The organism is Arthrobacter sp. NPDC080082 (assembly GCF_040686595.1).
In the GTDB taxonomy this organism is placed as follows: Bacteria; Actinomycetota; Actinomycetes; order Actinomycetales; family Micrococcaceae; genus Arthrobacter.
The window spans coordinates 101627-127225 of sequence record NZ_JBFBKQ010000006.1 but is presented as its reverse complement, the minus strand read 5'-3'; the positions used below and the strand labels follow the sequence as shown (position 1 = coordinate 127225).

The 25599-nt window shown below is 70.2% G+C and carries 25 protein-coding genes; 6 read left to right on the top strand and 19 right to left on the bottom strand.

The window, feature by feature from the left end; genetic code table 11:
- Positions 1–48: 48 nt before the first annotated feature.
- Positions 49–2370 carry a heavy metal translocating P-type ATPase gene (locus AB0O44_RS13640; RefSeq protein WP_364138163.1) on the top strand — a complete coding sequence of 774 codons (2322 nt, stop codon included), beginning with the start codon at positions 49–51 and terminating at the stop codon, positions 2368–2370.
- 159 nt (positions 2371–2529) lie between these two features.
- Positions 2530–2796 (top strand): hypothetical protein, encoded by a 267-nt coding sequence (locus tag AB0O44_RS13635; protein ID WP_290257160.1) that lies wholly within the window; start codon positions 2530–2532, stop codon positions 2794–2796.
- A 102-nt stretch (positions 2797–2898) separates the two neighbouring features.
- Here the strand turns inward: AB0O44_RS13635 and AB0O44_RS13630 are convergent, their stop codons facing one another.
- Positions 2899–3879 (bottom strand): EamA family transporter, encoded by a 981-nt coding sequence (locus AB0O44_RS13630; RefSeq protein WP_364138455.1) that lies wholly within the window; start codon positions 3877–3879, stop codon positions 2899–2901.
- Positions 3880–4078: 199 nt separating this feature from the next.
- Here AB0O44_RS13630 and AB0O44_RS13625 point away from each other — a divergent pair, with 199 nt between their 5' ends.
- Positions 4079–4621, top strand: a complete 543-nt coding sequence (locus tag AB0O44_RS13625; RefSeq protein ID WP_364138161.1) for a CGNR zinc finger domain-containing protein — start codon at positions 4079–4081, stop codon at positions 4619–4621.
- Positions 4622–4712: 91 nt separating this feature from the next.
- Here the strand turns inward: AB0O44_RS13625 and AB0O44_RS13620 are convergent, their stop codons facing one another.
- The 3 genes from AB0O44_RS13620 to AB0O44_RS13610 form a co-directional block, all read right to left on the bottom strand.
- A complete protein-coding gene (locus AB0O44_RS13620) occupies positions 4713–5057 on the bottom strand; it encodes a hypothetical protein (RefSeq protein ID WP_364138159.1) in 345 nt (114 codons plus the stop codon).
- A gap of 84 nt (positions 5058–5141) precedes the next feature.
- On the bottom strand, positions 5142–5735 hold the full coding sequence (locus AB0O44_RS13615; protein ID WP_364138156.1) for a hypothetical protein: 594 nt from the start codon (positions 5733–5735) through the stop codon (positions 5142–5144).
- A 26-nt stretch (positions 5736–5761) separates the two neighbouring features.
- Positions 5762–7111, bottom strand: coding sequence for an MATE family efflux transporter (locus tag AB0O44_RS13610; RefSeq protein WP_364138153.1), 1350 nt, complete (start codon positions 7109–7111; stop codon positions 5762–5764).
- A 93-nt stretch (positions 7112–7204) separates the two neighbouring features.
- Between AB0O44_RS13610 and AB0O44_RS13605 the strand changes: the two genes are divergently transcribed.
- Positions 7205–8188, top strand: a complete 984-nt coding sequence (locus AB0O44_RS13605; RefSeq protein WP_290257155.1) for an acyl-CoA thioesterase — start codon at positions 7205–7207, stop codon at positions 8186–8188.
- Here AB0O44_RS13605 and dnaB read toward each other — a convergent pair.
- The gene (gene dnaB, locus AB0O44_RS13600) at positions 8185–9570 is read right to left on the bottom strand and encodes a replicative DNA helicase (RefSeq protein ID WP_290257154.1); all 1386 of its coding nucleotides are present in this window, start codon (positions 9568–9570) and stop codon (positions 8185–8187) included. The two genes, AB0O44_RS13605 and dnaB, sit on opposite strands and share 4 nt — an antisense overlap.
- A gap of 589 nt (positions 9571–10159) precedes the next feature.
- On the opposite strand from dnaB, the gene AB0O44_RS13595 reads away from it, so the two are divergent.
- On the top strand, positions 10160–10726 hold the full coding sequence (locus tag AB0O44_RS13595; RefSeq protein WP_364138149.1) for a hypothetical protein: 567 nt from the start codon (positions 10160–10162) through the stop codon (positions 10724–10726).
- Positions 10727–10764: 38 nt separating this feature from the next.
- On the opposite strand, the gene AB0O44_RS13590 is transcribed toward AB0O44_RS13595, so the two are convergent.
- From AB0O44_RS13590 to rpsF, 6 genes are all read right to left on the bottom strand, one after another.
- Entirely contained in the window at positions 10765–11391 is a 627-nt protein-coding gene (locus tag AB0O44_RS13590) for an FMN reductase (protein WP_364138146.1), read from the bottom strand.
- Between the two features lie 111 nt (positions 11392–11502).
- Positions 11503–12357 carry a PhzF family phenazine biosynthesis protein gene (locus AB0O44_RS13585; RefSeq protein ID WP_290257150.1) on the bottom strand — a complete coding sequence of 285 codons (855 nt, stop codon included), beginning with the start codon at positions 12355–12357 and terminating at the stop codon, positions 11503–11505.
- Positions 12358–12502: 145 nt separating this feature from the next.
- Complete coding sequence (gene rplI, locus AB0O44_RS13580) at positions 12503–12955, bottom strand: 50S ribosomal protein L9 (protein WP_290257149.1); 453 nt, start codon at positions 12953–12955, stop codon at positions 12503–12505.
- Positions 12956–12972: 17 nt separating this feature from the next.
- A complete protein-coding gene (rpsR, locus tag AB0O44_RS13575) occupies positions 12973–13212 on the bottom strand; it encodes a 30S ribosomal protein S18 (protein WP_003800144.1) in 240 nt (79 codons plus the stop codon).
- A 125-nt stretch (positions 13213–13337) separates the two neighbouring features.
- Positions 13338–13919: a single-stranded DNA-binding protein gene (locus tag AB0O44_RS13570; RefSeq protein WP_290257144.1), complete on the bottom strand. Its 582-nt coding sequence runs from the start codon at positions 13917–13919 to the stop codon at positions 13338–13340.
- A gap of 53 nt (positions 13920–13972) precedes the next feature.
- The gene (rpsF, locus tag AB0O44_RS13565) at positions 13973–14278 is read right to left on the bottom strand and encodes a 30S ribosomal protein S6 (RefSeq protein ID WP_290257143.1); all 306 of its coding nucleotides are present in this window, start codon (positions 14276–14278) and stop codon (positions 13973–13975) included.
- 245 nt (positions 14279–14523) lie between these two features.
- Here rpsF and AB0O44_RS13560 point away from each other — a divergent pair, with 245 nt between their 5' ends.
- Complete coding sequence (locus AB0O44_RS13560) at positions 14524–15210, top strand: DUF1345 domain-containing protein (RefSeq protein ID WP_364138142.1); 687 nt, start codon at positions 14524–14526, stop codon at positions 15208–15210.
- Here the strand turns inward: AB0O44_RS13560 and AB0O44_RS13555 are convergent.
- From AB0O44_RS13555 to AB0O44_RS13520, 8 genes are all read right to left on the bottom strand, one after another.
- Positions 15207–16535: a M18 family aminopeptidase gene (locus AB0O44_RS13555; RefSeq protein WP_364138139.1), complete on the bottom strand. Its 1329-nt coding sequence runs from the start codon at positions 16533–16535 to the stop codon at positions 15207–15209. The genes AB0O44_RS13560 and AB0O44_RS13555 overlap by 4 nt on opposite strands.
- 77 nt (positions 16536–16612) lie before the next feature.
- On the bottom strand, positions 16613–18043 hold the full coding sequence (locus AB0O44_RS13550) for an amino acid permease (protein WP_290257140.1): 1431 nt from the start codon (positions 18041–18043) through the stop codon (positions 16613–16615).
- A gap of 309 nt (positions 18044–18352) precedes the next feature.
- Positions 18353–19255, bottom strand: coding sequence for an ABC transporter permease subunit (locus AB0O44_RS13545; RefSeq protein WP_364138136.1), 903 nt, complete (start codon positions 19253–19255; stop codon positions 18353–18355).
- 3 nt (positions 19256–19258) lie between these two features.
- Positions 19259–20203 carry an ATP-binding cassette domain-containing protein gene (locus AB0O44_RS13540; RefSeq protein ID WP_364138134.1) on the bottom strand — a complete coding sequence of 315 codons (945 nt, stop codon included), beginning with the start codon at positions 20201–20203 and terminating at the stop codon, positions 19259–19261.
- 138 nt (positions 20204–20341) lie between these two features.
- The gene (locus AB0O44_RS13535) at positions 20342–21844 is read right to left on the bottom strand and encodes a phosphatase PAP2 family protein (RefSeq protein ID WP_364138131.1); all 1503 of its coding nucleotides are present in this window, start codon (positions 21842–21844) and stop codon (positions 20342–20344) included.
- A gap of 36 nt (positions 21845–21880) precedes the next feature.
- Entirely contained in the window at positions 21881–23071 is a 1191-nt protein-coding gene (locus AB0O44_RS13530) for an MFS transporter (RefSeq protein WP_364138128.1), read from the bottom strand.
- A complete protein-coding gene (locus AB0O44_RS13525) occupies positions 23068–23838 on the bottom strand; it encodes a DeoR/GlpR family DNA-binding transcription regulator (RefSeq protein ID WP_364138125.1) in 771 nt (256 codons plus the stop codon). Before AB0O44_RS13525 ends, AB0O44_RS13530 begins: the two co-directional genes overlap by 4 nt.
- A 56-nt stretch (positions 23839–23894) precedes the next feature.
- Complete coding sequence (locus tag AB0O44_RS13520) at positions 23895–25577, bottom strand: ATP-binding cassette domain-containing protein (RefSeq protein WP_364138122.1); 1683 nt, start codon at positions 25575–25577, stop codon at positions 23895–23897.
- Positions 25578–25599 lie beyond the last annotated feature (22 nt).

Here is a 25599-nt window from a genome sequence, read left to right as displayed (position 1 = left end):
CGGAGCGGGCGCCCGCAGCATGAAGGAGCAAGGGAAGAGGCACGTACCGTGGAAAACGCCAAGCTGCTGGACCAGTCCGGGACGCGGGTGGTGGAACTCGATATCGAGGGCATGACCTGCGCGTCCTGCGTGGGCCGGGTGGAGCGCAAACTCGGCAAGCTGGAGGGCGTGGAGGCGGTGGTGAACCTGCCGCTGGAATCGGCCCGCGTGACCGTTCCGGCCGGCATCACCGATGACCAACTCACCGCCACCGTGAGTGCCGCGGGCTACAAGGCCACCGTGCGGACGCCCCCTGCCGCGCGCCCCGCCGTGGACGAGACTTTCGCCGGGGATGGAGCGTCCGACGGCGGCGCAACTGCCGGCGCAAGCCGCGGCGCGGCGTCGGCCCTGAAGCCCCGCCTGATCACCGCCGCCGTCTTCACCGTGCCCGTCTTCGTGCTCTCCATGGTGCCGGCCGCGCAGTTCCCGAACTGGGGCTGGGTGGCCGGGCTGCTGGCCCTGCCCGTCGTCACCTGGGCGGCCTGGCCCTTCCACCGGGCGGCGGCGGTGAACGCCCGGCACCTGTCCTCCACCATGGACACCCTGGTCTCGATCGGCGTCACCGCGGCCTACGTCTTCTCCGCCTGGCAGCTGCTGGCCAATCCGCGGCTCACCGAACACCCCGGCATGGCGGGCATGGGACCGGAGGGCCTGTACTTCGAGGTGGCCTCCGTGGTGACCACCTTCCTGTTGCTGGGCCGCTACCTTGAGGCCAACGCCAAGCAGAAGGCCGGGGATGCGCTGAAAACGCTGCTGAACCTGGGGGCCAAGGACGCCACCGTGCTCCGCGACGGCCTCGAAGTCACCGTCCCGGCGGACCGGCTCACGGTGGGCGACGTGATCGTGGTCCGCCCCGGCGGGAAGATCCCGGCCGACGGCGTGGTGGTCGAGGGCAGCTCCGCCGTCGACGCCTCCCTGGTCACCGGCGAATCCGTGCCGGTCGAAGTCGGCCCGGACAGCCCCGTCACCGGCGCCACCATCAACACCTCCGGCCGGATCCTGGTCCGGGCCACCCGCGTGGGCTCGGAGACCACCCTGGCCCAGATGGGACGGCTGGTCTCGCAGGCGCAGTCCGGCAAGGCGCCCATCGCCCGGCTGGCCGACCGCATCAGCGGCGTGTTCGTCCCGGTGGTGCTGGGCATCGCCGTCGTGACCTTTGCCGCCTGGTTGCTGGCGGCCGGACCGGACATCACCGACGCCGGCCTCCGCTCGGCCTTCACGGCCGCCGTGGCGGTGCTGGTCATCGCCTGCCCCTGCGCCCTGGGCCTGGCCACCCCGGTGGGCCTGCTCACCGGCACCGGCCGCGGCGCCCAGCTGGGCATCCTGATCCGCGGCCCGCAGGTCCTCGAGGACACCCGCACCGTGGACACCATCCTGCTGGACAAGACCGGGACCGTGACCACCGGGCACCTGGCCGTCGCAGGCACCACCGCCTTCCCCGGTTTCGAGGCCGGCGCCGTGCTGCGCCTCGCCGGCGCCGCCGAGGCCGCCTCCGAGCACCCGATCGCCCGGGCCATCGCGTCCGCCGCCCTGGCCGACGGGTCCGCGGACCGGCTGCCCGCCGTCGCGGACTTCCACTCCGCCCCCGGCGGCGGCGTCCGCGGCACGGTCGACGGGCACACCGTCACGGTGGGCCGCTCCGGCTGGCTGGAGGAGAACGGAGTCGCGCTCACCGGCGGTCAGCGCGAGACCCTCGCGGCCGAGGAAGCCGCCGGGGCGAGCGCCATCTGGGTGGCGGTCGACGGCGCACCGGCGGGGCTCATCAGCCTGCGCGACACCCTGAAGCCCGGATCCGCGGCCGCCATCGCCCGGCTCCGCGGGCTGGGGCTGCGCCCCATCCTGCTGACCGGCGACAACGCCGCCGTCGCGGCCCAGGTGGCTGCCGCCGTCGGGATCGCCCCGGAGGACGTCTACGCCGGGGTCACCCCGGAGGGGAAGGTGGACGCCGTCCGCGCCCTCCAGGACGACGGCGCCACCGTGGCCATGGCCGGCGACGGCGTCAACGACGCCGCGGCGCTGGCGCAGGCGGACCTCGGCATCGCCATGGGCTCGGGGACGGACGTGGCGATCGAGGCCGCGGACCTGACCGTCATGGGCAACGACCTGGCCCAGGTGGCGCAGGCGATCGAGCTGTCCCGCCGCACCCTGGGCACCATCAAGACGAACCTCTTCTGGGCCTTCTTCTACAACGCCGTCGGCATCCCGGTGGCGGCCCTGGGCCTGCTCAACCCGATGATCGCCGGCGCGGCCATGGCCGCCAGCTCGGTGCTGGTGGTGGCCAACTCGCTCCGCCTCCGCAGCTTCGGGAAGCAGGGGACGGCCGCAGCCTGAGCGGGGCCTTCCCTATGGGCAGGGCTCCATGGGCAGGGGTCCCCATCGACGCTGGCGGAGGCGGCAGGGTAGGTTCTTGGCATAGGAACTTCCGGATCAGCCGGGGGCCGCTGGGGACGCCGAGAGGTTCGGGTCCGACGATCTAAGGAGATTTTTCGCATGGCTATTTGGGGTGCAGATGTTGATCAGCTGAAGGCGCTCGGTTCCAAGCTGCAGGCCGGGTCGCAGGAAATCGATAACCAGAAGTCGATGCTGACCAAGGTCCTGGCCGGCACGCAGTGGATGGGTCCGGACGCGGAGAAGTTCCGCAGCGAGTGGAACGGCGAGCACGTCGCGGCCCTGACCCGGGTGTCCCAGGCGCTGCAGCAGGCCGGCCAGCAGGCGGTCCGCAACGCCACCGAGCAGCAGAGCGCCTCCGCCCGCTAAACGCGGCCACGGAAACAACCCGCCCACTGCGCAGCAGGTCCGGACGCACCGCGTCCGGACCTGCTGCTGTTAATCCGCCTTTTGTGACCCCGCCCGGCCTGCCTAGGGGACGGGTTCGACGTCGTTCGCGTGGTCCAGCGGCGCCGAAACCGCGGCGGCCGTCCGCAACTCGTCCAGCCGGACCAGCAGCACCCCGCCCACGATCAGCACGCCGCCCAGCAGCTGCACCGGCCCGGGAAGCTCGCCCAGCAGCAGCCAGGCCCAGAGCACCGCGAACAGCACCTCGGTCAGCGAGATGAAGGACGCCACCTTGGAGCCCAGGGCCCGGGCGGCCACGATCCCGGAGACGTAGGCCAGCACGGTGGCCAGCAGGACCAAGCCGCCGAGGGAGACCCACCACGGCGTCACCCAGGGACCCAGGCGGGTGTCCGCGGTGGAGGCGGCCATGGGCAGCAGACCCGTCGCCGCGGCCAGCCACATCACGGCGGCGCCGGTCAGCAGGCCGCCGGAGGCCAGGACGATCGGCGGCAGGGTGTCGTTTTCCTTGGCGGTGATGAAGAAGTAGATGGCCAGGCAGACGGCGGCCGCCACGCCCCAGAGCACGCCGACCAGGTCGATCCGCACCGCCCCCGTGAGGTCCAGGACCAGCACCAGCCCCGCCAGCGAGAGCAGCGTCCCGCCGATGGTCAGCGGCCGGGGCCGGCGTCGACTGGCCACCCAGAGCCAGAGCACGATCATCACCGGGGCAAGGTATTCGAGCAGGAGGGCGACGCCGACCGAGAGCCGGGCGACGGCGTTGAAGTAGAAGAGCTGGCAAGCCGCCACGCCGATCACGCCGAACAGCACCACGGTGAGCCAGTTGTCCCGGAGCTGGTGCCAGCGTCCGCGCAGCGCGAGGGCCGCGGGGACGGCGAGGACCAGGGCGGCGCCGGTCAGGCGCGCGGTGACCGCGGCGCCGGGGCTCCAGCCGGTCTCCAACAGGGACTTGGCGAAGGATCCGGACAGGCCGAAGACCGCCGAGGAGAACAGCGCCACGCCCAGGCCCGAGGCGAGGAACGAGGAGACGCCGGTCCGCGCCGGGATGCCGGCGGCGGCGGTTCCGGCGGCGGGCGTGCCTGGCGTGCCGGCGACGGTGCCCGGGCTGCCGGGGATGGACCCGTCGTGCGGGGTGCTGGTGGGAGAGCCGGCGGGGCGGCGAGCGGCAGGCAAGGGTCTGCCTCCTGTCAGGAGTAAAGTCGGGTTATGGTCATGACAGTACGTGCGTCGAACGTAAGGAGTCAAGATGATTTTTGCCCCTGACACGGAGATTGCGCTCCGGTCCGTCGTCAACCTGATCAATACCGCGGCGAACGGGGAGGAACATCTCCCGGATCCGGCCGCCCTGGACCGGTTCCTCAGCGCTGAGGGCTTCAGCGGCGCCCGGAGCCGCGACGTGGCCGAACTGGAGAGCGTCCTGCGGTTGCGAACCGAACTCACCGCCCTCTGGCGGGCCGGGGAGTCCGAAGCGGTGGACACCGTGAACCGGCTGCTGCGTGAGGCGCGGGCACTACCGCAGCTGAGCAAGCACGACGGCTGGGACTGGCACCTGCACGCCACCGCGCCGGAGGCGCCCTTGGCGGACCGGATGAGCACGGAGGCGGCGATGGCGCTGGTGGACGTGATCCGCAGCAAGGAAATGGACCGGATGCTGGTCTGCGCCGCGGACGACTGCGACGCCGTCGTGCTGGACCTGAGCCGGAATCGCTCCAAGCGGTACTGCGACACCGGCAACTGCGCCAACCGGGCGCACGTGGCGGCTTACCGGGCACGGAAGGCCGCGTCCTAGGGGGCGGCTGAGGACTGCCTGCGCCGCCGGAGAGGGGACCGGCTAGTGAGCTGGGGCCGGGGCTAGTGGAGCCGGACTGAGTGAGCCGAACCTAGTGGGCGGGGGTGCCGCCGTCGGACTCTTCCTGCTGCTGCGGGGCCTGCTGGGGGGAGGACGCCGGGCGGCGGGAGCTGAGGTTCACGCCGGAGCCCTTGCCGAGGTGCTCGGCGTTCTCCTTGTAGCTCATGGAGAGCATCGCGGCGATCACCAGGGTGACGATGAAGGCGATGCCGGCGCCGGTGAAGGCCAGGTCAAAGCGGGGGGCCTTGGCGCTGCCGCCGGAGGCGAAGATGAGGACGGCGAAGAAGGCCAGCACCGCGAAGAAGGCGGAGAACATCAGCGGTCCCTTCACCGAAGTCCGCATCGTGCGGCGTTCTCCTGGGTTCTGCTGTGCCAAGGTGCTTTCCTCCTGCCGCCAGCGCCGTGGGGCGTGGCAGTCGCGATCGCGCAAATGTTCTACGCCGGGTAGAACCTGTCCTGTCTAGTTTACGGCCTCGGCGGAAACGCCCCGCGCATCGTGCCGCAGGGTCAGCCCGGCCAGCGTCCACAGCACGCCGCCGATAATGGCGCCGCCGCCGGCCACACCGAGGAGGGCGTGCGGGCCAAGGTCGATGAAGAACGGCAGCCCCACGGCCGTGCCGAGGCCGATGATGCCGGAGGTGATCCAGTCCCGGGCCAGCACCGACCGGCCGCGGGTGGCGATCCCGAGGATCAGCTCGGCCGCGCCGGCCAGCGCCAGGCCCAGGGCGCCGACGACGCCGAAGACCAGGTTGGAGGGCAGCAGCGCCACTGCGGCCCCGGTGCCGGCCAGGATCGCACCGGCGGCGGCCAGGAGACGCGCGTGCGGACCGCCGGCGGCCAGGCCGGTCCGGCGGGCGCCCCAGAGCAGCACCACCCCGGTGGCCAGCAGGTAGAGTCCGGCGGTCCAGCCCATCGCCGGGACCGGCGGAGCCGCCCAGAAGACGGTGACGGCGCCGAAGACCAAGGCGACGGCGGCGCGCAGCAGGACCGGCTTCCAAAGGTCCGGGGCGGCGGTCGGGGCGGTCGAGGGGCTCGGAGTGGCGGGGAGAGTCACCCGTCCAGTTTAGGCGCTGGCGGGCCTCAGGCGTCGCCCAGCCGCATCCAGCGGTCCGTCCGGGCCCGGAGCCCCAGGGTCGCGGCCCGGGCGCCGAGGTAGCCGAAGGAGAACGCAGCCCAGAGCCAGAGCAGCCCCTCACCCCCGGCGACCCCGGAAAGCCGGACCACCAGCAGCAGCGGCAGGTACACCAGCAGGTTGACGACGCCGGCCACCGCCAGGTACCTGGCGTCCCCGGCGCCGATCAACACGCCGTCCAGGACGAACACGTAGCCGGCCAGCGGCTGGCCCGCGGCGAGGACCCACAGCGCCAGCGCCAGGGTGGAGCGCACGCCGTCGTCGGCGGTGAACAGCAGGCCCGCCCACGGAGCCGCCACCGCCAGCAGCGCCCCCGTCAGCACGCCGAAGCCCAGGCCCCAGCGGACCATGGTCCGGGTCAGCTCACGGGCCGCCGCCGGGTGTGAGGCGCCCAGCTCCTTCCCGATCAGGGCCTGCGCGGCAATCGCGAGGGCGTCGAGGGCGAAGGCGAGGAAGGTGAAGACGGTCATCGCGAGCTGGTGGGCGGCCAGGTTCACGGCGCCCTGGGCGGTGGCCACGAGCACGGTGGCGAGGATCGCGACCCGCAGGCTGAGGGTGCGCAGCATCAGCCAGGACCCCACCTGCGTCAGGGCGCGGATGCCGCGCCAGTCCGGCCGCAGCGGAACCCCGTGCCGGCGGGCGGTACGCTGCACCATCACCACATAGACCAGCGCCATGCCCCATTGGGCGATGCTGGTGCCGAGCGCCGACCCGGTGACGGACAGCCCCAGCCCGTAGACCAGGAACGCGTTGAGGCCGATGTTGACGGCGAACCCGGCGGTGGCCACCACGAGCGGCGTCCGGGTGTCCTGCAGCCCCCGGAGCACCCCGGTCCCGGCGAAGATCAGCAGCATGGCGACCAGGCCGGGCATCGACCAGCGAAGGTAGTCCACGGCGAAGGTGCGCACCTCGCCCCGGGCCCCCATCAGGTCCAGCAGCGGCCCGGCGGCGAGGGCGCCGGCGGCGGCCAGGGCTGCGCCAAGGAGCAGCGCCAGCCAGAGGCCATCGCGGCCGGACGCCAGGGCACGGCCCAGGTCGCCGCGGCCGACGGCGCGGGCGACGGCGGGAGTGGTGGAGTAGGCCAGGAAGACCATGAGCCCGACGGCGGTGTGCAGCACGGCGGAGGCGAGGCCCACGCCGGCCAGTTCCGCGACGCCGAGGTGGCCCACGATCGCGGAGTCGGCGAGCAGGAACAGCGGCTCGGCGATCAGCGCCCCGAAGGCCGGGACGGCCAGGCGCAGGATCTCCCGGCGCTGGTCGGGCCGGGCGGTAGTGGTGGTGGTGGGTTGCGCGGGCACGGCTCCACCCTAGCCGTCCCGTGTGGCGCGGGTGCGCGCGAATGTGTCATATCGCCTGTGTCCGCCCACGGCCGCGTCAGTACACTCGCAGGCATGGATGAGTCCCCCGACAATGCCGTCACCCTCCGCTTCCTGGCCGCGCCCACCGACGTCGGCCACAGCGGATCCGTGGACGCCGGGACGGTCCTCGAATGGGTGGACAAAGCCGCCTATGCCGCGGCGGTCGGCTGGGCGAAGTCTTATTGCGTGACCGCCTACGTGGGCAACATCCACTTCGCGGACCCGGTCAACAGCGGGGACATGGTGGAGGTGGAGGCCACGATCGTCTACACCGGCCGGTCCTCCATGCACATCCGGACCGTGGTGTCCTCGGGCGATCCGAAGGGCGGCCCCGCCACCATGCGCAGCCAGTGCCTGGTGATTTTCGTGGCCGTGGGCGCGGACGGCAAACCCGTCCCGGTGCCGCAGTTCGAGCCCGCCACCCCGGCGGAGATCGAGGAGCGGGACCATGCGCTGGCGCGGATCAAGGTCCGCGAGGAGATCGTCGAGGCCATGAACCGGCAGGAATACACCGACGCCGGCACGGCCGAACGCGTCACGCTCCGCTTCATGGCCGCGCCCACGGACGTGAACTGGGGCGGCAAGGTGCACGGCGGCATCGTGATGAAGTGGATCGACGAGGCGGCCTACGTCTGCGCCTCCCGGTACTGCGGGATGGACACGGTGGCCGTGTTCTCCGGCGGGGTGCGGTTCTACCGTCCGCTGCTGATCGGTCACCTCGTGGAGGTCGAGGCGCGGCTGGTGTACACCGGCACCAAGGGCATGCACATCGCGGTGCACGTCCGCTCCGGGGACCCCAAGGGCCACGAACTGAACCTGACCACCTACTGCCTGACCGTGATGGTGGCCCGGGACGCGACGGGCACCTCGGTCCCGGTACGGCAGTGGGTGCCGGCCTCGGACGAGGACCGGCGGCTGCACGCCCACGCCCGGGAGCTGTTGGAGATCCGCGGCCGGGCCCCCGGGAACCGGCTGCCCAACCACCTGCTCCCCGACCGGCCGGCGGGTCCGGCCTAGAAGCCCCCGCCGCCGCCGGCGTCGCCGGCCATGTTGGCGAACCGGGAGTAGTGGCCCTGGAAGGCGACCACGATGTCCTTGGTGGGACCGTTACGGTGCTTGGCGATCAGGATGTCCGCCTCGCCGGCGCGGGGGGACTCTTTGTCGTAGACGTCTTCGCGGTGCAGCAGGATGACCATGTCGGCGTCCTGCTCGATGGAGCCGGATTCACGCAGGTCGGAGACCATCGGCCGCTTGTCCTGGCGCTGTTCCGAGCCACGGTTCAGCTGCGAGAGGGCGATCACCGGGACCTGGAGTTCCTTGGCCAGCAGCTTCAGGGCACGGGAGAACTCGGATACTTCCTGCTGGCGGGATTCGACCTTCTTGCCCGAGCTCATCAGCTGCAGGTAGTCGAGGATGACCAGCTTGAGGTCGTGCTGCTGCTTCAGGCGGCGGCACTTGGCGCGGATTTCCATCAGGGACATGTTGGGGCTGTCGTCGATGAACAGCGGGGCGTCATTCATCCGGCCCATCGTGGTGGCGATCTTGGACCACTGTTCGTCCTTGATGGTGCCCTTGCGCAGGTCCTGCAGGCCGATCGTGGCTTCCGCGGAGAGCAGGCGCATGGCAATCTCGTTCCGGCCCATTTCCAGGGAGAACATGACGGTGGCGAGGTTGTTCTTGATCGCGGCCGAGCGGGCAAAGTCCAGCGCAAACGTGGACTTACCGACGGCGGGGCGCGCGGCGATGACGATCATCTGGCCCGGGTGCAGGCCGTGCGTCAGCTCATCGAGCTCGTAGAAGCCGGTGGGGACGCCCACCATGCCCTCGCCGCGGTGGCCTGAGGCCTCGATCTCGTCCACCGTGGATTCCATGACGTCCTTGAGGACCACGTAGTCCTCGGCGGTACGGCGCTCGGCCACGGCGTAGACCTCGGCCTGGGCCTGGTTGACCAGGTCCTCCACCTCGCCGTCCTGGCCGTAGCCGAGCTGGACGATCTTGGTCCCGGCGTTCACCAGGCGGCGGAGCACGGCGCGTTCGGCCACGATCTCCGCGTAGTACCCGGCATTCGCGGCCGTGGGAACGGTCTGGATCAGCTCGTGCAGGTAGGCGGGCCCGCCGATGCGGTTGATTTCGCCGCGCTTGGTCAGTTCATCGGAGACGGTGACGGCGTCGGCGGGCTCGCCCCGGCCGTAGAGGTCGATGATGGCCTCATAGATGGTCTCGTGGGCCGGGCGGTAGAAGTCCTGGCCGCGCAGGATTTCGACGACGTCGGCGATGGCATCCTTGGAGAGCATCATGCCGCCCAGCACGGACTGCTCGGCCGGAATGTCCTGAGGCGGCTTGCGGCTGCCCTCTGCTCCCCGGGTTCCCTCGATCGAGTCCAGATGCGTAACTGACAAAACTGCCGTCCTTCGTTGTGTGCCGTGGGGCGCCGCCGCCGGCGGCTTCCGTCCCATGCGTCAGGTGTATCAGCGGGCACTGACAGGATGGCGGTGTGGGGCCCGGCTGCCGCTGGTCTCCCGCCACGCTATCCCCCCGGGGGCCTGGCTCCAACCCGGTTGTCCACCGGGGCTGTGGATAAGGTGTGGAGCACCGCCCCCTGCTTGTGCACAGCCTGTGGGAAGTTCTGTGGAAAAGAATATTGTTTCGCTCATACATCGCCTCTGACCTGCGGAAACACTGCGTTCAGGCTGTGGACGCAAAAGAATTTTGGAAAACTTTCATCCACAGCCGCGACGGCTGTGCTGGGGAAACTGCAGCACATTCCGGCCGGAAAACTCCGCACATATGCCTATTCTGTGATGCATATCACCGATTCCGCGCCGCTCCGCCCGCGATCCCGGGTTCCGCCATACGGCGGGCGGAATATGCTGTGGATAACGGTCCGCGACTGTCTACAAACCGCCGGCCCGTCCGGCCCCGACCGGCCTCCGGCCCGCACCCGCATCAAAACCCGCACCCGCACCCCCAAGGATTGGTCCAGAACGTATGGAAGCCCTGCTCATCCCCCTTGCCATCCTGGTGCTCGCCGCCGTCGTCGTCATTCTCGTGGCGCGGGCGCTGGGCCGGCGGCGGAACGCCGGGGTGGATTCGGGCCCCACCGGCGCCCCGTCCTCTTCGGAGGCCGCCCGTGCCGCCGCGCAGGGCCTGGACCAGAACCAGCACCGCCGGGTCTACGCCCTCATTGCCCGCGGGCAGGCGGTGGCCGCCATCCAGGCCTACCGGGAGGCGACCGGGACGGGCCTGCGCGCCGCACGTGACGCCGTCGCGGCGCTGGCGGCCCATCCCCAGCCGTTCCGGGAGGCCGCCCCGGCGGACGCGCCGACCGAGGACTCCGAGGCGCCGCAGCACTTCCCCTACCGCTACCGTGCCATCGCCAGCAGGGGCGAGGTCACCCGGGAAGTCAGCAGCACCATGCTCAACGACGAGATCTACGGCCGGATCCGCCGCCAGGCCGCCGAAGGCGACGTCGAGGGCGCCGCGGCGGCGCTCTGCCGCCACTCGGATATCACCCTCGACGAGGCCCGGGAGTTCATCGCCCTCCTGGACGACTGACACCCGGCGCTGACACCCGGTCCGGGCGCCGCTGCTCCCTAGTGTCCGCCCGAGATGCCGGCCAGCAGCTGCTCGAAGGGCAGCGACGCCGCGGGTTCCTGCCGGCGGCCCGGCTGCGGACCCTGAAGCAGGGCCGCGAACTCCCCCGCGGCCCGTTCGATCCGTGACGAGAGGGGCGAGCCGCCGTCGCCCGCGGTCCCCCAGTCCTGGGGGCCGGCGAAGACGCCGGTGGCCGCCGTACGCGTCCGGAGGTAGCTGAAGAGTGGCCGCATGGCGTAGTCCAGCACCATCTGGTGCCGGTCCGTGCCGCCGGTGGCGCCCAGGAGCACCGCCTTGCCGTCGAGGGACTTGGGGTCCAGCACGTCGATGAAGGACTTGAACAGACCGCTGTAGGAGGCGCTGAAGACCGGGGTGACGGCAATCAGGCCCTCAGAGGCCTCGACGCCGGCGATCACTTCCGCCAGCCGCGGGCCGGCGTACCCGGTGACGAAGTTGTTGGCGATGTCCACGGCCAGGTCGCGCAGTTCCACCACGTCGACAGTGACGGCGTAGCCCTCGCGCTCCAGCCTGCCCTTGGCGGCGGCCGCCAGCTGGTCGGCCAGCAGGCGGCTGGAGGAGGGGACGCCGAGTCCGGCGGAGAGGACGGTAATGCGGCGGGTTTCCACGGTGCGCTCCTAAAATCGAGGTACATGCATTTGCATCTACCTATAGAAGCCGGTGCCGTGGCGCTTTATTCCCCTCCGCTTCCCATGCCTCCAATCGTTCAGAGGAGCCGTTCAGAGGAGGACGAATCCCTCGATGCAACTCACGGAGCTTCCGCCAACCCAGATATCGTCACCGGCAGCCTCGATGTGGACGCGCCCGGCACGGCCCAGCACCGTCCCCTGCGCCGCCAGGTAGGAGCTGGGCGCCCGGCCGGTTCCGATCAGCCACTGGGCCGCCCCGGCGTTGAAACTTCCCGTGACCGGGTCTTCAGCGGCCGCGTCTCCGGGGATAAAGGTGCGGACCTCGAAGCCCGGCTCCGATCCGTCCGGGTGGGGGCCGATCACACCGACCTTCAGCCCGGCCAGCGCGGCATAGTCGGGCCTGATGGCGAGCACCTGCTCCGCGGATTCCAGCAGGACACCGATCCATTCCGGCCCGTTGACCAGCCAGGACGCGTCCAGGAGTTCGTGCCGGGTCAACCGCAACCCGGCCGCGATGCGGCCCAGGTCCGCCTCCGCCACCGGCCCCGAGCGGGTCAGCGGTGGTGCCGCGAAGGCCAGGCGGCCGCCGTCGCGCCTCACGCGCACCAGACCGGCGGCGCATTCCTGCACCAGCTCCCCGTCCCGCCGGGGGATGCCGCCCGCCTCGAGCCAGGCATGGGCAGACCCCAGGGTCGGGTGGCCGGCGAAGGGAAACTCCTCGCTGCCGGTGAAGATCCGGACCCGGTAGTCGGCACGGGGATCCGTGGGCGGCAGCAGGAAGGTGGTCTCCGAGAGATTGGTCCAGTTGGCGAATCTCTGCATGGCCTGGGCGTCGAGGCCGTCTCCGTCGAGCACCACTGCCAGCGGATTCCCGCGGTAGGGTTCGGCGGAGAAAACGTCGACCTGGGCGAAGGGGCGAAGCCGGGGTGCAGGATTATCGGTCACCTGCCGCAGGCTATCACCGCCGCCGGTCCCGGGCGTGCGGCCCGGTCCTCTGCGGGGAGTTAACGCAGAAGGCCCCCGCTCCCGGTTCCCTGAGGGGATCCGGAGGCGGGGGCCTCCCCGTCGTGCAGTCAGTCAGTCGTAATGACTACTTCCCTGAAACGACGTCGAGTTCGATCACAGCGGAAACGTCGTCGTGGAGACGGACGTTGGCCTGGTAGGAACCGGTCGACTTGATGTGAGCCGGCAGTTCAACCTTGCGCTTGTCGATGCGGCCGAGGCCAGCGGCCTCAACGGCGTCGGCGACGTCGCCCTGCTTGACGGTGCCGAACAGGCGGCCGGTTTCGCCGGCCTTGACGACGAGCTTGACCGGCTTGGCCTGCAGAGCCGCAGCCTGCTTCTGAGCGTCTTCCAGGGAAGCGTGCTCGCGGGCGGCGCGGGCGGCCTTGATGGACTCAACCTGCTTCTCGCCACCCTTGGACCAGGTCAGGGCGAAGTTGCGGGGCAGCAGGTAGTTACGGGCGTAACCGTCCTTGACCTCGACAACGTCGCCAGCAGCACCGAGACCGGTGACTTCGTGGGTCAGAATGAGCTTTGCCATGTTAGTTAATCCCTTCCTTAGCCGCGGCCAGCGCCGGAGTAAGGCAGCAGAGCAACTTCGCGGGCGTTCTTGATTGCCTGTGCGATCTTGCGCTGTTCCTGGACCGTGACGCCGGTGACGCGACGGGCGCGGATCTTGCCGCGGTCGGAGATGAACTTGCGCAGCAATGCTACGTCCTTGTAGTCGATGACAGTGATGTCAGCGGCCTTCAAGGGGTTGGACTTTGGTTTGGGCTTACGGAGTTCAGCCTTAGCCATCGTGGAGCTCCTATTCGATGGAGCCCGTGGATATTGATCCACGGGATGGTGGTGATCCGCCGCCGTTCTCTCGCGGCCGCCCTGAGGCGGCCGTGCGGGTCCGGCGTCGGACCTTTATATGGTGTTTAGAAAGGAGGTTCGGAATCCGGGCCATTGCCCCAGCCGCCGGCATTGCTGACCCCGGGCGTTGCCCACGGATCATCCTGCGCAGCCTGCTGGCCGCCGCCCCAGTTTCCACCCGAGTTGCCGCCCTGGTTTCCACCAGAGTTGCCACCGAAACCGCCGCTATTGCCGCCGCCGAAGCCACCCTGGCCGCCGTTTCCGGCGCCACCCCCGCCGGAGCGCTGGGTGCGGTTGACCTTGGCGTTGGCGTAGCGCAGGCTGGGGCCGATCTCGTCGACTTCCAGTTCGATAACGGTGCGCTTCTCGCCTTCCTTGGTTTCGTAGGAACGGCTCTTCAAGCGGCCGGAAACGATCACGCGCATGCCCTTGGTCAGGGACTCGGCGACGTTTTCGGCTGCTTCACGCCAGACCGAAGCGCGGAGGAACAGGGTTTCCCCGTCCTTCCACTCGTTGGACTGGCGGTCGAACGTGCGGGGCGTAGAAGCGATGGTGAAGTTCGCTACTGCCGAACCTGACGGGGTGAACCTCAGTTCGGGGTCATTGGTGAGATTACCGATGACCGTAATAGTGGTCTCGCCTGCCATCTACTGCCTCCTTGTTCGTTCCTACGGGGTTAAAGATTGAGGGTGGAGCTGAATTACTCAGCAACAACCTTCTGCTCTTCGGGGCGGATGATCTTGGTGCGCATGATGGTCTCGTTGAGACTCAGCTGGCGGTCAAGTTCCTTGGCGGTAGCCGGCTCAGCGGTGAAGTTCACCACGGCGTAGATACCTTCGGACTTCTTCTGGATTTCGTAAGCCAGTCGACGACGGCCCCAGATGTCAACCTTTTCGATGGTTCCACCATCGTTGGTGATGACATTCAGGAACTTCTGAAGCGACGGCTCAACGGTACGCTCTTCGACCTCGGGGTCGATGATTACCATCAATTCGTAAGGACGCATATGTGAACCCACCTCCTTTGGGCTAAGCGGTTACGGCATTTCCGTAACAGGAGGTTCATTTGCGGTGACTGCACGGCCGCGCACCCGGAACGGGGCGTGACGCAGCACAGACTTCAATAGCTTAGTGCATCCGGGGTGTTTTCGGCGACTCTGCACCCACCGTAATCCCGGGCAGGGCAACGGGAAAGCGGGCCGGCGGCGGTGTGGATAACTTCCGGCCAAGGTCCCTGTGCCATGATCTGCTCATGACCCCGGCCACCGCTCCGCAGTCCTCCGGCTTCCCTGTCCGCCGCAGCCGGCTCCGTTTCATCGTCATGCTCGCCGCCGGACTGGTGTCCGGCGTGGCCGCCGGCCTCGGCGGCCGGTGGGTTGAGGCTCCGGCGGTGGGCTGGAGCGTCGCGGCCTTCGTCTATGTCGCCTGGGTGTGGATCGTGATCGGGCGCCTGGATGCGGCGGGGACGCGGGCCCATGCCACCTCGGAGGACCCCTCGCACCGGGTGACGGACCTGATGATCCTCGCCGCCAATCTGGCGAGCCTCGCGGCGGTTGCCGCCGTCGTCATCGATTCGCACAGCGGCAGCGGCGGATTCCGGCTGGCCGGCGGGCTGCTGGCCCTGGCCTCCACGGCGCTGTCCTGGATGCTCGTGCAGACGCTCTTCACCCTGCGCTACGCCGCCCTGTACTTCAGCACCTCTGCCAGGGCGGGGGCCGCAGTGGGCGGCATCGACTTCAACCAGCCGGAGCCGCCCCAGTACACGGACTTCGCCTACCTCGCCACCAGCCTGGGCATGACCTACCAGGTCTCGGACACCGCGTTGAAGAACCACGCCATCCGGGCCGAGGCCCTCAAGCACAGCCTGCTCTCCTACCTCTTCGGCACCGTGATCCTCGCCGCCACCATCAACGTGGTGATCGGCCTCGCCAGTTCCTAGCCGGCCTGACCGGCGGGGGTGCGGAAGAAGGCGCCCGTAACCGTGGCCAGGCGGTGCGGGTCCTCGACGCCGCAAAGTTCACGCGCGGAGTGCATCGAGAGCAGCGGGACGCCGACGTCGACGGTGCGGATGCCCAGGCGGGTGGCGGTCAGCGGCCCGATCGTGGAGCCGCACGGCATCACGTTGTTGGAGACGAATTCCTGGTACGGGACGCCGGATTCGGCGCAGAGCCAAGCCCAGAGGGCCGCTCCGGTGGCGTCGGTGGCGTAGCGCTGGTTGGCGTTGATCTTCAGCAGCGGTCCGCCGTTGAGGACCGGCCGGTTGGCCGGATCGTGCCGTTCGGGGTAGTTCGGGTGCACGGCGTGGCCGGCGTCGGCGGAGACGCAGAAGGACGCGGCGAAGGCCTGCCGGCGCTGGCTTGCGGTGGCGCCGAGGCCGTCGGAGATGCGGACCAGGACGTCCTCGAGGACCGGGCCGCAGGCGCCGGAGCGGGAGGCGGAGCCGATCTCCTCGTGGTCGAAGGCGGCGAGGACGGCGATCGGTCCGTCCGCCGGGACGGGCCCCGCGGCGTGGGCGATCAGGGCGGTGAGGCCGGCGTGCGTGGCGGAGAGGTTGTCGAGGCGGCCGGAGGCGAAGAATTCGCCGCGGGCGCCGAAGACGGCGGGGGGCTGGGTGTCGGCGATGACGACGTCGTAGCCGCCGATCTTTGCGGGGTCCACCGTGGCGCCTTCGACCCGGTCCGCGAGGAGGGCCAGGAGGTCGGAATCTGCCGGGTCACCGAGGCCGTAAACCGGGTTCATGTGCTGCTGCTTGTCCAGGGCGAGACCGTCGTTGACGGCGCGGTCCAGGTGGATGGCGAGCTGGGGGAAGCGCAGCAGCGGTCCGGTGGCGGTGAGGTGTTCGGTGCCGTCGAGCATCACCAGGCGGCCGGCGAGCTGCAGTTCCCGGTCCAGCCAGGAGTTCAGCAGCGGGCCGCCGTAGACCTCGACGCCGGCCTGGAGCCAGCCGAACTTGCCGGTGCTGGGCTTGGGCTTGAGCTTGAAGGACGGCGAGTCGGTGTGGGCGCCGAGGATGTTGAAGCCGGTGACGGGGCCAGCCCCTTCCGGGACTACCCAGGCGATCAGGGCGCCGTCGCGCAGCATGTAGAACCGGCCGGTGCCGGCGTCGGAATCCGCGGCGGTGGGCCAGGGCTGCAGTTCGTCGAGGGCGGTGAACCCGGCCTCATCCAGGCGGCGGGCGGCCTCGTGGACGGCGTGGAAGCTCGACGGGGAGGCGCTGACGTACGCGCCGAGGTCCTGGATGTGCTCTGCTGCGGTGGAAGACATGGCTCCGAGTCTAACCGGAGCCCGTTCCTCCCCCGCCGGCACGCGGAGACGTGGCGGCGGGGGGCGAACGGCGGGATTTACTTGGCCGGGCCGGTGACGGCGGGCTCGGCGTCGGTGACCTCGGCGGCGTTTCGGGCGGTGGCGTCACCCGCGGGGGCGTGGCCCCGGCCGCGGTAGCGGAAGAGCCCAATACCGACGACGACGGCGGCGAGGGCCAGCGAGAGCAGCAGCGATTCGCGGGTGCTGTCCAGGATCACCATCCCGATCAGCAGCGCCACGATGCTGATGATCGCGGCCCAGGTCAGGTACGGGAAGAGCCACATCTTCAGCTGCAGTTCGCTGGCGGCGGCGCCCATCCGGCGGCGCAGGATCAGCTGCGAGACGGCGATGACGAGCCAGACGAACAGGGCGATCGCGCCGGAGGTGTTGACCAGGAAGAGGAACACGGTGTCCGGGGCGATGTAGTTCAGGCCCACGGTGATGAAGCCGACCACGGTGGAGGCCAGCACGGCGCCGGCCGGGACGCCGCGCTTGGAGATCCGCATCCAGGACTTGGGGGCGTCACCGCGGCGGGAGAGGGAGAAGAGCATCCGGCTGGCGGTGTAGAGGCCGGAGTTGAGGCAGGACAGGACCGAGGTGAGCACCACGATGTCCATGATGGTGCCGGCGCCGGGGATGCCGAAGAGTTCGATCACTGCGACGTACGGGCTCTTGGCCACGGAGGCGCTGTTCCAGGGCAGCAGGGTCACGACGATGGCGATGGAGCCGATGTAGAAGACCAGGATGCGCCACACCGTGGACTTCACGGCCTTCTTGACGGCGTCGACGGGGTTCTCGGATTCGCCGGCGGCGATCGTCGCGATTTCGGCGCCGAAGAAGGAGAAGACGACCACCAGGATGCCGGCCAGGACGGCGCCCGGTCCGTTGGGCATGAAGCCGCCCTTGTTGACCAGGTTGTCCAGGCCCGGGGCGGGGACGCCGGGGATCAGGCCGAGGATGGCGGCGACGCCGAAGAGCAGGAAGAGGACGATCGCGGCGACCTTGATGGAGGCGAACCAGAATTCGAACTCACCGTAGGACTTCACCGAGCCGAGGTTGGTCAGGGTCAGCAGGATCATCAGGGCCAGGGCCCAGACCCACTGGTCGATGCCGGGCACCCAGCGGTGCATGATCGCGGCGCCGGCCGTGGCCTCGATGCCGAGGACGATGATCCAGAACCATGCGTAGAGCCAGCCGATGCTGAACCCGGCCCAGCGGCCCAGGGCCTTGTCAGCGTAGGTGGAGAAGGAACCGGTTTCCGGGTTCGCCGCGGCCATTTCGCCAAGCATCCGCATGACGAGGATGACGACGAGGCCGGCGGCCAGGTAGGCGACCAGGATGCCCGGGCCGGCCTGCTGGATGGCGGCGCCGGAGCCGACGAAGAGCCCGGCGCCGATGACGCCGGCGATGGCGATCATCGAGAGGTGCCGGGGTTTGAGGGACTTGGAGAGTTGCTGGTCAGCCTGCATGAAGCGCCGTCCTTTGTGGGTGGTCTAGGTCCGGGCCGCACGCCGGGCTCAGGGGCCGGGGGGCGTGTGCTGCGGACCACAAGGTCGTTTCACAGTAGACCGGCGGCGGAAGGCGGTGTCCTGTGCAATCCCACAGATTACGGTGCGTGATTTCGGGCGCGGTTCCAGCCCGGGGGCCCGGCGGTCAAAGCCTGTTGCCTCCCAGTCAACTTTGAAATGTGCCTGAAACCACTGCTTCAGGCTCTGCCTGGCCCCGCATCTGAGCTACCCGCGGGTACCCCTGGCGGGGCACCGGCGGGTAGCTCAGGTTTAGACGTCGCGCTTCTTCAGCAGGAAGCCAGCCAGGAACAGCGGGATGACCACCCAGGCGCCGAGCACCAGCGCGGCCTGCCACGCCTCGAGGGTGTCCGGGAAGTGCTGGGACGCGGTCATCGGGGTCAGGGTGCTGTCCGGGGTGTACTTGCGCAGTTCCTTGACCACGTCACCCTGGATGATCTGCAGGGCGATCGGCAGCACGAAGAACAATCCCACCAGGGCCATGATGCCACCGGCCGAGTTGCGCAGCAGGGCCCCCAGCGCCAGGCCGATGGCGGCGACGGCTGCCACGTAGGCGCTGTTGATCAGCAGGGTGCGCCAGTAGTGGTCACTGGAGACATCCAGGGTGTGGCCGTACTGCTCGAAGATCGGCACCGCCACGAGGCCGGAGATGTACAGCGACACCGCGGTGACAACAAACGCGGAGACCGCCACGACGATCAGCTTGGCCACGAAGGCCGGGATGCGGCGCGGTACGGCCGTGAACGTGGAGCGCGCCATGCCGGTGGTGAACTCCGAGCTGATGATCAGGACCGCCAGGGAACCGAGGATCAACTGGGCGAAGGAGATCCCGGCACCCGGGGCCGACGCCGCGATGTCACCCTGGGCGGCCAGTGCGGCGGAGCGCTGGGGATCGGCGCCGGAGGACTGGAGGGCCTGGCCGATGCCCCAGGACGCGAGGGCGCCGATGCCCACGATGACCGCGGCGGTGGCGACCAGCAGGATCACGGTCGAGAGCAGGGAGCGGAACTTGATGAATTCGGCGTTGAGGACCCGCGGGAAGCTGGGGCCGGGTCCGGTGCTGAGGCCGGCGGGGCGTCCGCTGCCGCCGGCAGCGTGGGCCGGGTCGCCGGGTTCGCGGCGGGAGGGCGTGGGGTCGATGGTGGTGGAGCTCATGGTTCAGTTGCCTCCGGCCTGGGCGGGGGCGGTGTCGCCCGTGGTGATCAGCGAGTGGTATTCGACCTCGTCCTTGGTCAGCTCCATGTAGGCCTCCTCGAGGCTGGCGCGGAGCGGGGTGAGTTCGTAGATCATGACGCCGTGCTCCAGCGCGGTCCGGGCGATCCGGCGCGGCTCCAGGCCGGTGACTTCGAGCAGTTCGTTCTCCTGGCCGTCCACGGTGGCGCCGTCGGCGGTGAGCAGGCGCGTCAGTTCGGCGGCCTGGTCGGTGCGGACCCGCACCCTGCCCCGGTCCTTGCCCGTGATGATGTCCTGGATCGGCGCGTCGGCAATGATCCGGCCGCGGCCGATGACGATCAGGTGGTCCGCGGTGACGGCCATTTCGCTCATCAGGTGGCTGGAAAGGAACACCGTGCGGCCCTCGGAGGCCAGGTATTTGACCAGATTGCGGACCCAGACCACGCCCTCGGGGTCGAGGCCGTTGACCGGCTCGTCGAGGATGACGGTACGCGGGTCGCCCAGCAGGGCGGCGGCGATGCCGAGCCGCTGGCCCATGCCGAGGGAGAAGCCGCCCACCTTCTTGCGCGCCACCTCGCCGAGGCCGGTCATCTCGATGACGTCCCGGACCCGCTGCTTGGGGATGCCGTGGGTGGCGGCCATGGCGAGCAGGTGGTTGTAGGCGGACCGGCTGGTGTGGACGGCCTTGGCGTCGAGCAGGGCGCCGACGTCGCGCAGCGGCGCGGCGTGCCGGGCGTACGGGACGCCGTCGACGGTCACGGTGCCCGACGTCGGTCGGTCCAGTCCCATGATCATCCTCATGGTGGTCGACTTCCCGGCCCCGTTGGGGCCCAGGAAGCCGGTGACCCGTCCCGGCTGGACGGTGAAATCAACTCCGGCGACGGCGGTTTTGTCGCCGTAGACCTTCGTCAGGCCTCTGGCCTCGATCATGGAAGCGGTCCTTTGCGTAGCGGTGGCTGTGTGGTCCCCACGCTACCCATGCCTTCCGCCAACCGGACCGGTTTGGCAACGGTTTAAGGGATGTTTCAGGGTCGACTCAGGGTCCCGGCACGGGTGCCGGGACCCCCGTCAGTCCTGGTCCCGCGGCGTGTAATAGACCAGGCCGCCGGCCTGGACCGAGAACTCCACGGCCCGGACCCCGGGCATGACCTCCCCGTCGACGGCCAGCACCATGGTGGGTCCGGCGGGTTCCACCCGGATCCGGGTGGCCTCGCGCAGGTGCGTGATGCCGGAGGTCGCGACCGTCCCGGTCAGCACCGCCCAGAGCAGGCGGAGCCGGGCAAAGGACTCGTCCGCGGTGATCATCCGGAGGTCCAGGACGCCGTCGTCGAGCACCGGGCGGACCAGCGGGGCGTGATCGCGCGGGTAGTAGCGGCCGCGGCCCACGTACAGGATCCAGAGCTTGTGCCGCACCCCGTCCACCACCAGGGTGCTGGGCGTTCCGGCGGCGAAGGTCCGGAACATCGCCACGACGCCGGCCAGCGGCTTGCCGAGGGCGGGCTGGAGCTGTTCGCGGCGCCGGACCAGGTTGGGATAGAGCCCGATGCTGGCGGTGTTGAGCATGGTCAGGTGCTGCCGGACCGGGTCGTCCGGGAGGCCGCGTTCCACCGCGACGTGGCCGATGTCGGCGCGGGCGGCCTCGCCCCGGGTCGCGGCGTCGACGGCGGCCTGGAGGGTGGGGGTGCCGGCGTCGCGGGCGAAGTGGTTCAGGGTGCCGCCGGGCAGGACCAGCAGCGGCAGGGAGTATTCGACGGCGGCGGCCGCGGCGGTGCCGACGGTGCCGTCCCCGCCCCAGACGCCGAGGGCCTTGATCCCCTCCCGCCGGGCCACCGCCTGGATTTCGGCGTCGACGTCCTCGCCGGCCTGGATTTCCTTGATATACGCCTTGGGGAATACTTGCTGGAGGGCGGCGGCGGTCTGGTCGGCGTAGGAGCCTCCCAAGGTGTTCACGGCGATGCCGAGCCCCTCGCCGTCGGGCAGCCGGTTGGCCTCCACGGGGGTGCGTCGGACGGCGGGAAACGGCGGCCGGACCGGCCACCAGCGCCGGGTCACGAGGGCCGCTCCGGCGCCGATCGCGGAGCCGAAGAAGACGTCCGAGGGCCAGTGCGCCCCGGTGTGCACCCGCGAATAGGCCACCCCCGCGGCGACCGGGGCCAGGGCGGCGCCCAGGGCCGGCCGGACCAGGCCCACCCCCACGGCGAAGGCCACGGCGGAGGCCGAATGCCCCGACGGCATGGAGGAGCTGGTGGGCTGCGGATTCACGAACCGGAAGGTCGGCAGGTGTTCGGGCAGGGGCCGCTGGCGGGGCAGCAGCGACTTGAAGACCACGTTCGTCACCGCGGACGCCACGCCCTGGGCCAGCAGTCCGTGCAGGGCGGCCCGGCGGGTCTTGCCGGGAACCAGGGCCAGTCCGGCGGCGATCCCGATCCAGAGCTTGCCGTGGTTGGCGGCGGCGGAGAGGTTCCGGAAGAAGTCGTCGTGGCTGCCGTGGGGGAGCCGCGAGACCTTCCGCACCAGCCGGCGGTCCAGCTTCTCAAAGTGGCGCGGGGTTTTGGCCAGCATGCTTCGCATCTGCCCACCTTACTGCCGGCCCGGCGGCGGCGTGCCCTACCCGGCGCGGAGCGGCTTCGCGGCGCCCGCCAGCAGCAGCGCCAGCAGGATGGGCGCCCCGATGGCCAGCAGGGCCAGCCTGATGCCGGTCAGGTCGCCCAGGTAGCCGAGCAGCGGAGGCCCGGCGAGGAACGCGACGTAGCCCAGCGTGGACACCACGGAGACCCGGACGGCGGCGCGGCGCGGGTCGTCCGCCGCGGCGGACATCCCCATCGGGAAGGCCAGGGCGGCCCCCACGCCCCAGAGTGCCGCGCCCCCGGCCGCCACCCAGAGGTTGCCGGCGAAGACGAACAGGGCAAGTCCCGCGGCCGCGGCGCCCATGCTGGCGCGCAGCACCGGCACCCGGCCGTAGCCGTCGATCAGCCGGCCGCCGAACAGGCGCATGGCGGTCATGGCGAGGACGAAGACGGCAAACAGCAGCGCCCCCGTCGATTGCGGGGCGCCCAGGCCGTCGACGGCCGCCTTGGCGATCCAGTCGTTGCCGGCGCCCTCAGTCAGGGTGGCACCGAGGACGACGACGCCGATCAGCACCGTGCGGCCCTCCCGCCAGGCCGAGCCGGCGCGGGGTGCCCCGGCGTCAGCGTCGTGCGCCCCGTCCGCTTCCGCCGCGTGCGGGAGGAAGTAGCGGGGCGCCGTCAGCGCCGCGACGACCACGACGGCGGCGATGACCAGCAGGTGGATGGGCAGGCCGATGCCCAGCTGGGAGAGCCCGGCGCCGATCAGGGCACCCACGAAGGCCCCGCCGCTGAACGCGGCGTGGAACTGCGGCATGATGGTGCGGCCCAGTTGGTGTTCGACGTCGGCGCCCTCGATGTTCTGCGAGACGTCCCAGAGCCCGATCCCGATCCCGAAGAAGAACAGCGAGACGGCGGTCCCGGGGATCGAGACGGCGTTCAGGGAGATGGCGATGCCGGCGCCGGCGACGGCCGCGAGCAGCCCGGCGGCCCGGATGGTGTTGGCCGTGCCCAGCCGGTTGACCACCCAGCCGGCGGTCGGCAGGGCGATCAGCGACCCGACGGCCACGCAGAGCAGCAGCGTTCCCATCTGGCCCGAGGTGATGCCCAGGATGTCGGTGACCGCGGGGATCCGGGCGGCCCAGCTGGCGAAGACCAGCCCGTTGATGCCGAAGACCAGGAAGGTGGCCGTGGCCGCCGCTCTGAGGGGTTGGCGGGTCTGAAGCTTGCTCATACGGTTACCACTTCCACACAGTGACGGGCGAGTTCGGCGCGGTCCGCCGGGGTCAGGTCTTTGTCGGTCACCAGGACGTCCACGGCGTCCAGGACGGCCACCAGCGCTACGGCGCCGGCGTCCCATTTGGCCGCCGAGCAGGCGGCGATCACGCGACCGGCCGACTCAAGTCCGGCGCGTTTGACGGCGGCGTCCTCCAGGTCGTGGGCCAGCAGGCCGTCGCGCAGGCTTACCGCGCAGGGGGTGACGACGGCGGTGTCGAACCGAAGGGCCCGGACGGTGGACTCGGTCAGCGGGCCGCGGAAGGAGAGTTCTCCGGGACTCAGGCTGCCACCGGGCAACAGCAGCCCGGCGCGCCGGCCGGCCGTGGGGCCGCCGGCGAGGGCGTTGACGGCGGGCAGGGACATGGGCATGACGGTCAGTTCACGGTGTTGCAGCTGCCGGGCCACCTCGGTGGCGGTGGTGCCGCTGTCCAGCCAGACGTGGGTCCGGTCCCGGAGGAGTCCGGCCACGCCGGCGGCGATGCGGGCCTTGGCCTCCTGGTCCTCGAGTTCGCGCTGGCCGTATTCGGGGTGCTCGCCGCCCGCGACGAGGCTCTGCGCCCCGCCGTGGACCCGGCGGAGCACGCCGTTGAGGGCCAGGACGTCCAGGTCGCGCCGGATGGTGGCGCCGGAGGCGCCGCACTCGGCGACCAGTTCCTCCACGCTCACGTGGTCCCGGCGGCGCAGCAGTTCGCCGATGCGGCGGTGCCGCTGCTCAGTGTTCATGAGCAAACTCTAGCGTTAAACGATCAAATGATCACGCGCAACGCTCATGTGCGCATTCAGCGGACCCGGTCGACGCGCTTTTCGTCCCAGACCGGCTCCGCAGATTCGTAGACCTTGCCGTCGGAGCCGAAGACGAGGAAGCGGTCGAAGGTCCGCGCGAACCAGCGGTCGTGGGTGACGGCCAGGACGGTGCCCTCGAAGTGGCCGATGGCCCGTTCCAGCGCCTCGGCCGAGTGCAGGTCCAGGTTGTCGGTGGGCTCATCGAGCAACAGCAGGGTGGCGCCGGAGAGCTGCAGCAGCAGGATCTGGAACCTGGCCTGCTGGCCGCCGGAGAGGGACTCGTACTTCTGCTCGGACTGGCCCGCCAGGCCGTAGCCGTCCAGCGCGCCGGCGGCGGCCTCGCGGGCCAGGCCGGAGCGGTGTTCGTCGCCGCGGTGCAGGATCTCCAGCAGGGTCTTACCCAGGAGGTCCGGGCGGACGTGGGTCTGGGCGAAGAAGCCGGGCCGGATCCGGGCGCCGAGCTTCACCGTGCCCTCGTGTGGGACCTCGGCGATCTCGACGTCGGAGACGGGCAGGTGTTCGCGTTCCGGGTCGGTGCCACCGGTCGCCAGCAGACGCAGGAAGTGGCTCTTGCCGGAGCCGTTGGAGCCGAGCACGCCCACCCGGTCACCGAACCAGATCTCGGTGGAGAACGGCTTCATCAGCCCGGTGAGCTCCAGCTTTTCGGCCACGACGGCGCGCTTGGCGGTCCGGCCGCCCTTGAGCCGCATCTGCACGTTCTGCTCGATCGGCAGGGCCTCGGGCGGGCCGGCCTCGAGGAACTTCGCCAGCCGGGTCTGCGCGGCGTGGTACCGGTTGGCCATGTCGGAGCGGAACGCGGCCTTGTTCTTGTACATGTTGACGAGTTCCTTGAGCTTCACGTGCTCCTCGTCCCAGCGCTTGCGGAGCTCCTCGAAGCGGGCGTTGCGGTCCGCGCGGGCCTCTACGTAGGAGCCGAAGCCGCCGCCGTGGACCCAGGCGCCGGCGCCGTTGATGCCCGGTTCCAGGGTGACGATGCGGCCGGCGGCGTTGTTCAGCAGCTCGCGGTCGTGGCTGATGAAGAACACGGTCTTCTTCGAGTCGTTGAGCTTCGCCTCGAGCCAGCGCTTGCCGGGGACGTCCAGGTAGTTGTCCGGTTCGTCCAGCAGCAGCAGTTCGTCCGGGCCGGCGAAGAGGGCCTCGAGGACCAGGCGCTTCTGTTCGCCGCCGGAGAGGCTTGAGGCGGGCCGGTGCTGGGCGCGGTCGAAGGGCAGGCCCAGCGCGGCCATGCAGACCTCGTCCCAGACGGTTTCGACGTCGTATCCGCCGGCGTCGCCCCAGTCCACGATCGCCTGGGCGTACTTCATCTGGGTCGGCTCGTCGTCATGTTCGATCATGGCCAGTTCGGCCTCGTCGACGGCGCGCGCGGCCGCGGCCAGCGCGGGCGGCGCGGCGGAGACCAGCAGGTCCCGGACCGTGGAGTCGTCGCGGACCTGGCCGACGAATTGCCGCATGATGCCCATGTTGCCGGAGCGGCCGATCACGCCCTCGTCCGGCGTGAGGTCACCGGCGATGATGCGGAAGAGCGTGGTCTTGCCGGTTCCGTTGGGTCCAATCAGCGCCGTCTTGGTGCCGTCGGGGACCTTGAAGGTCACGCCGTTGAGCAGCTGGGTGCCATCGGAGAGGAAGTAGTCGATGCCGGAAACGTCAATATGGGCCACGCTTCCATCCTCGCACGGAGCC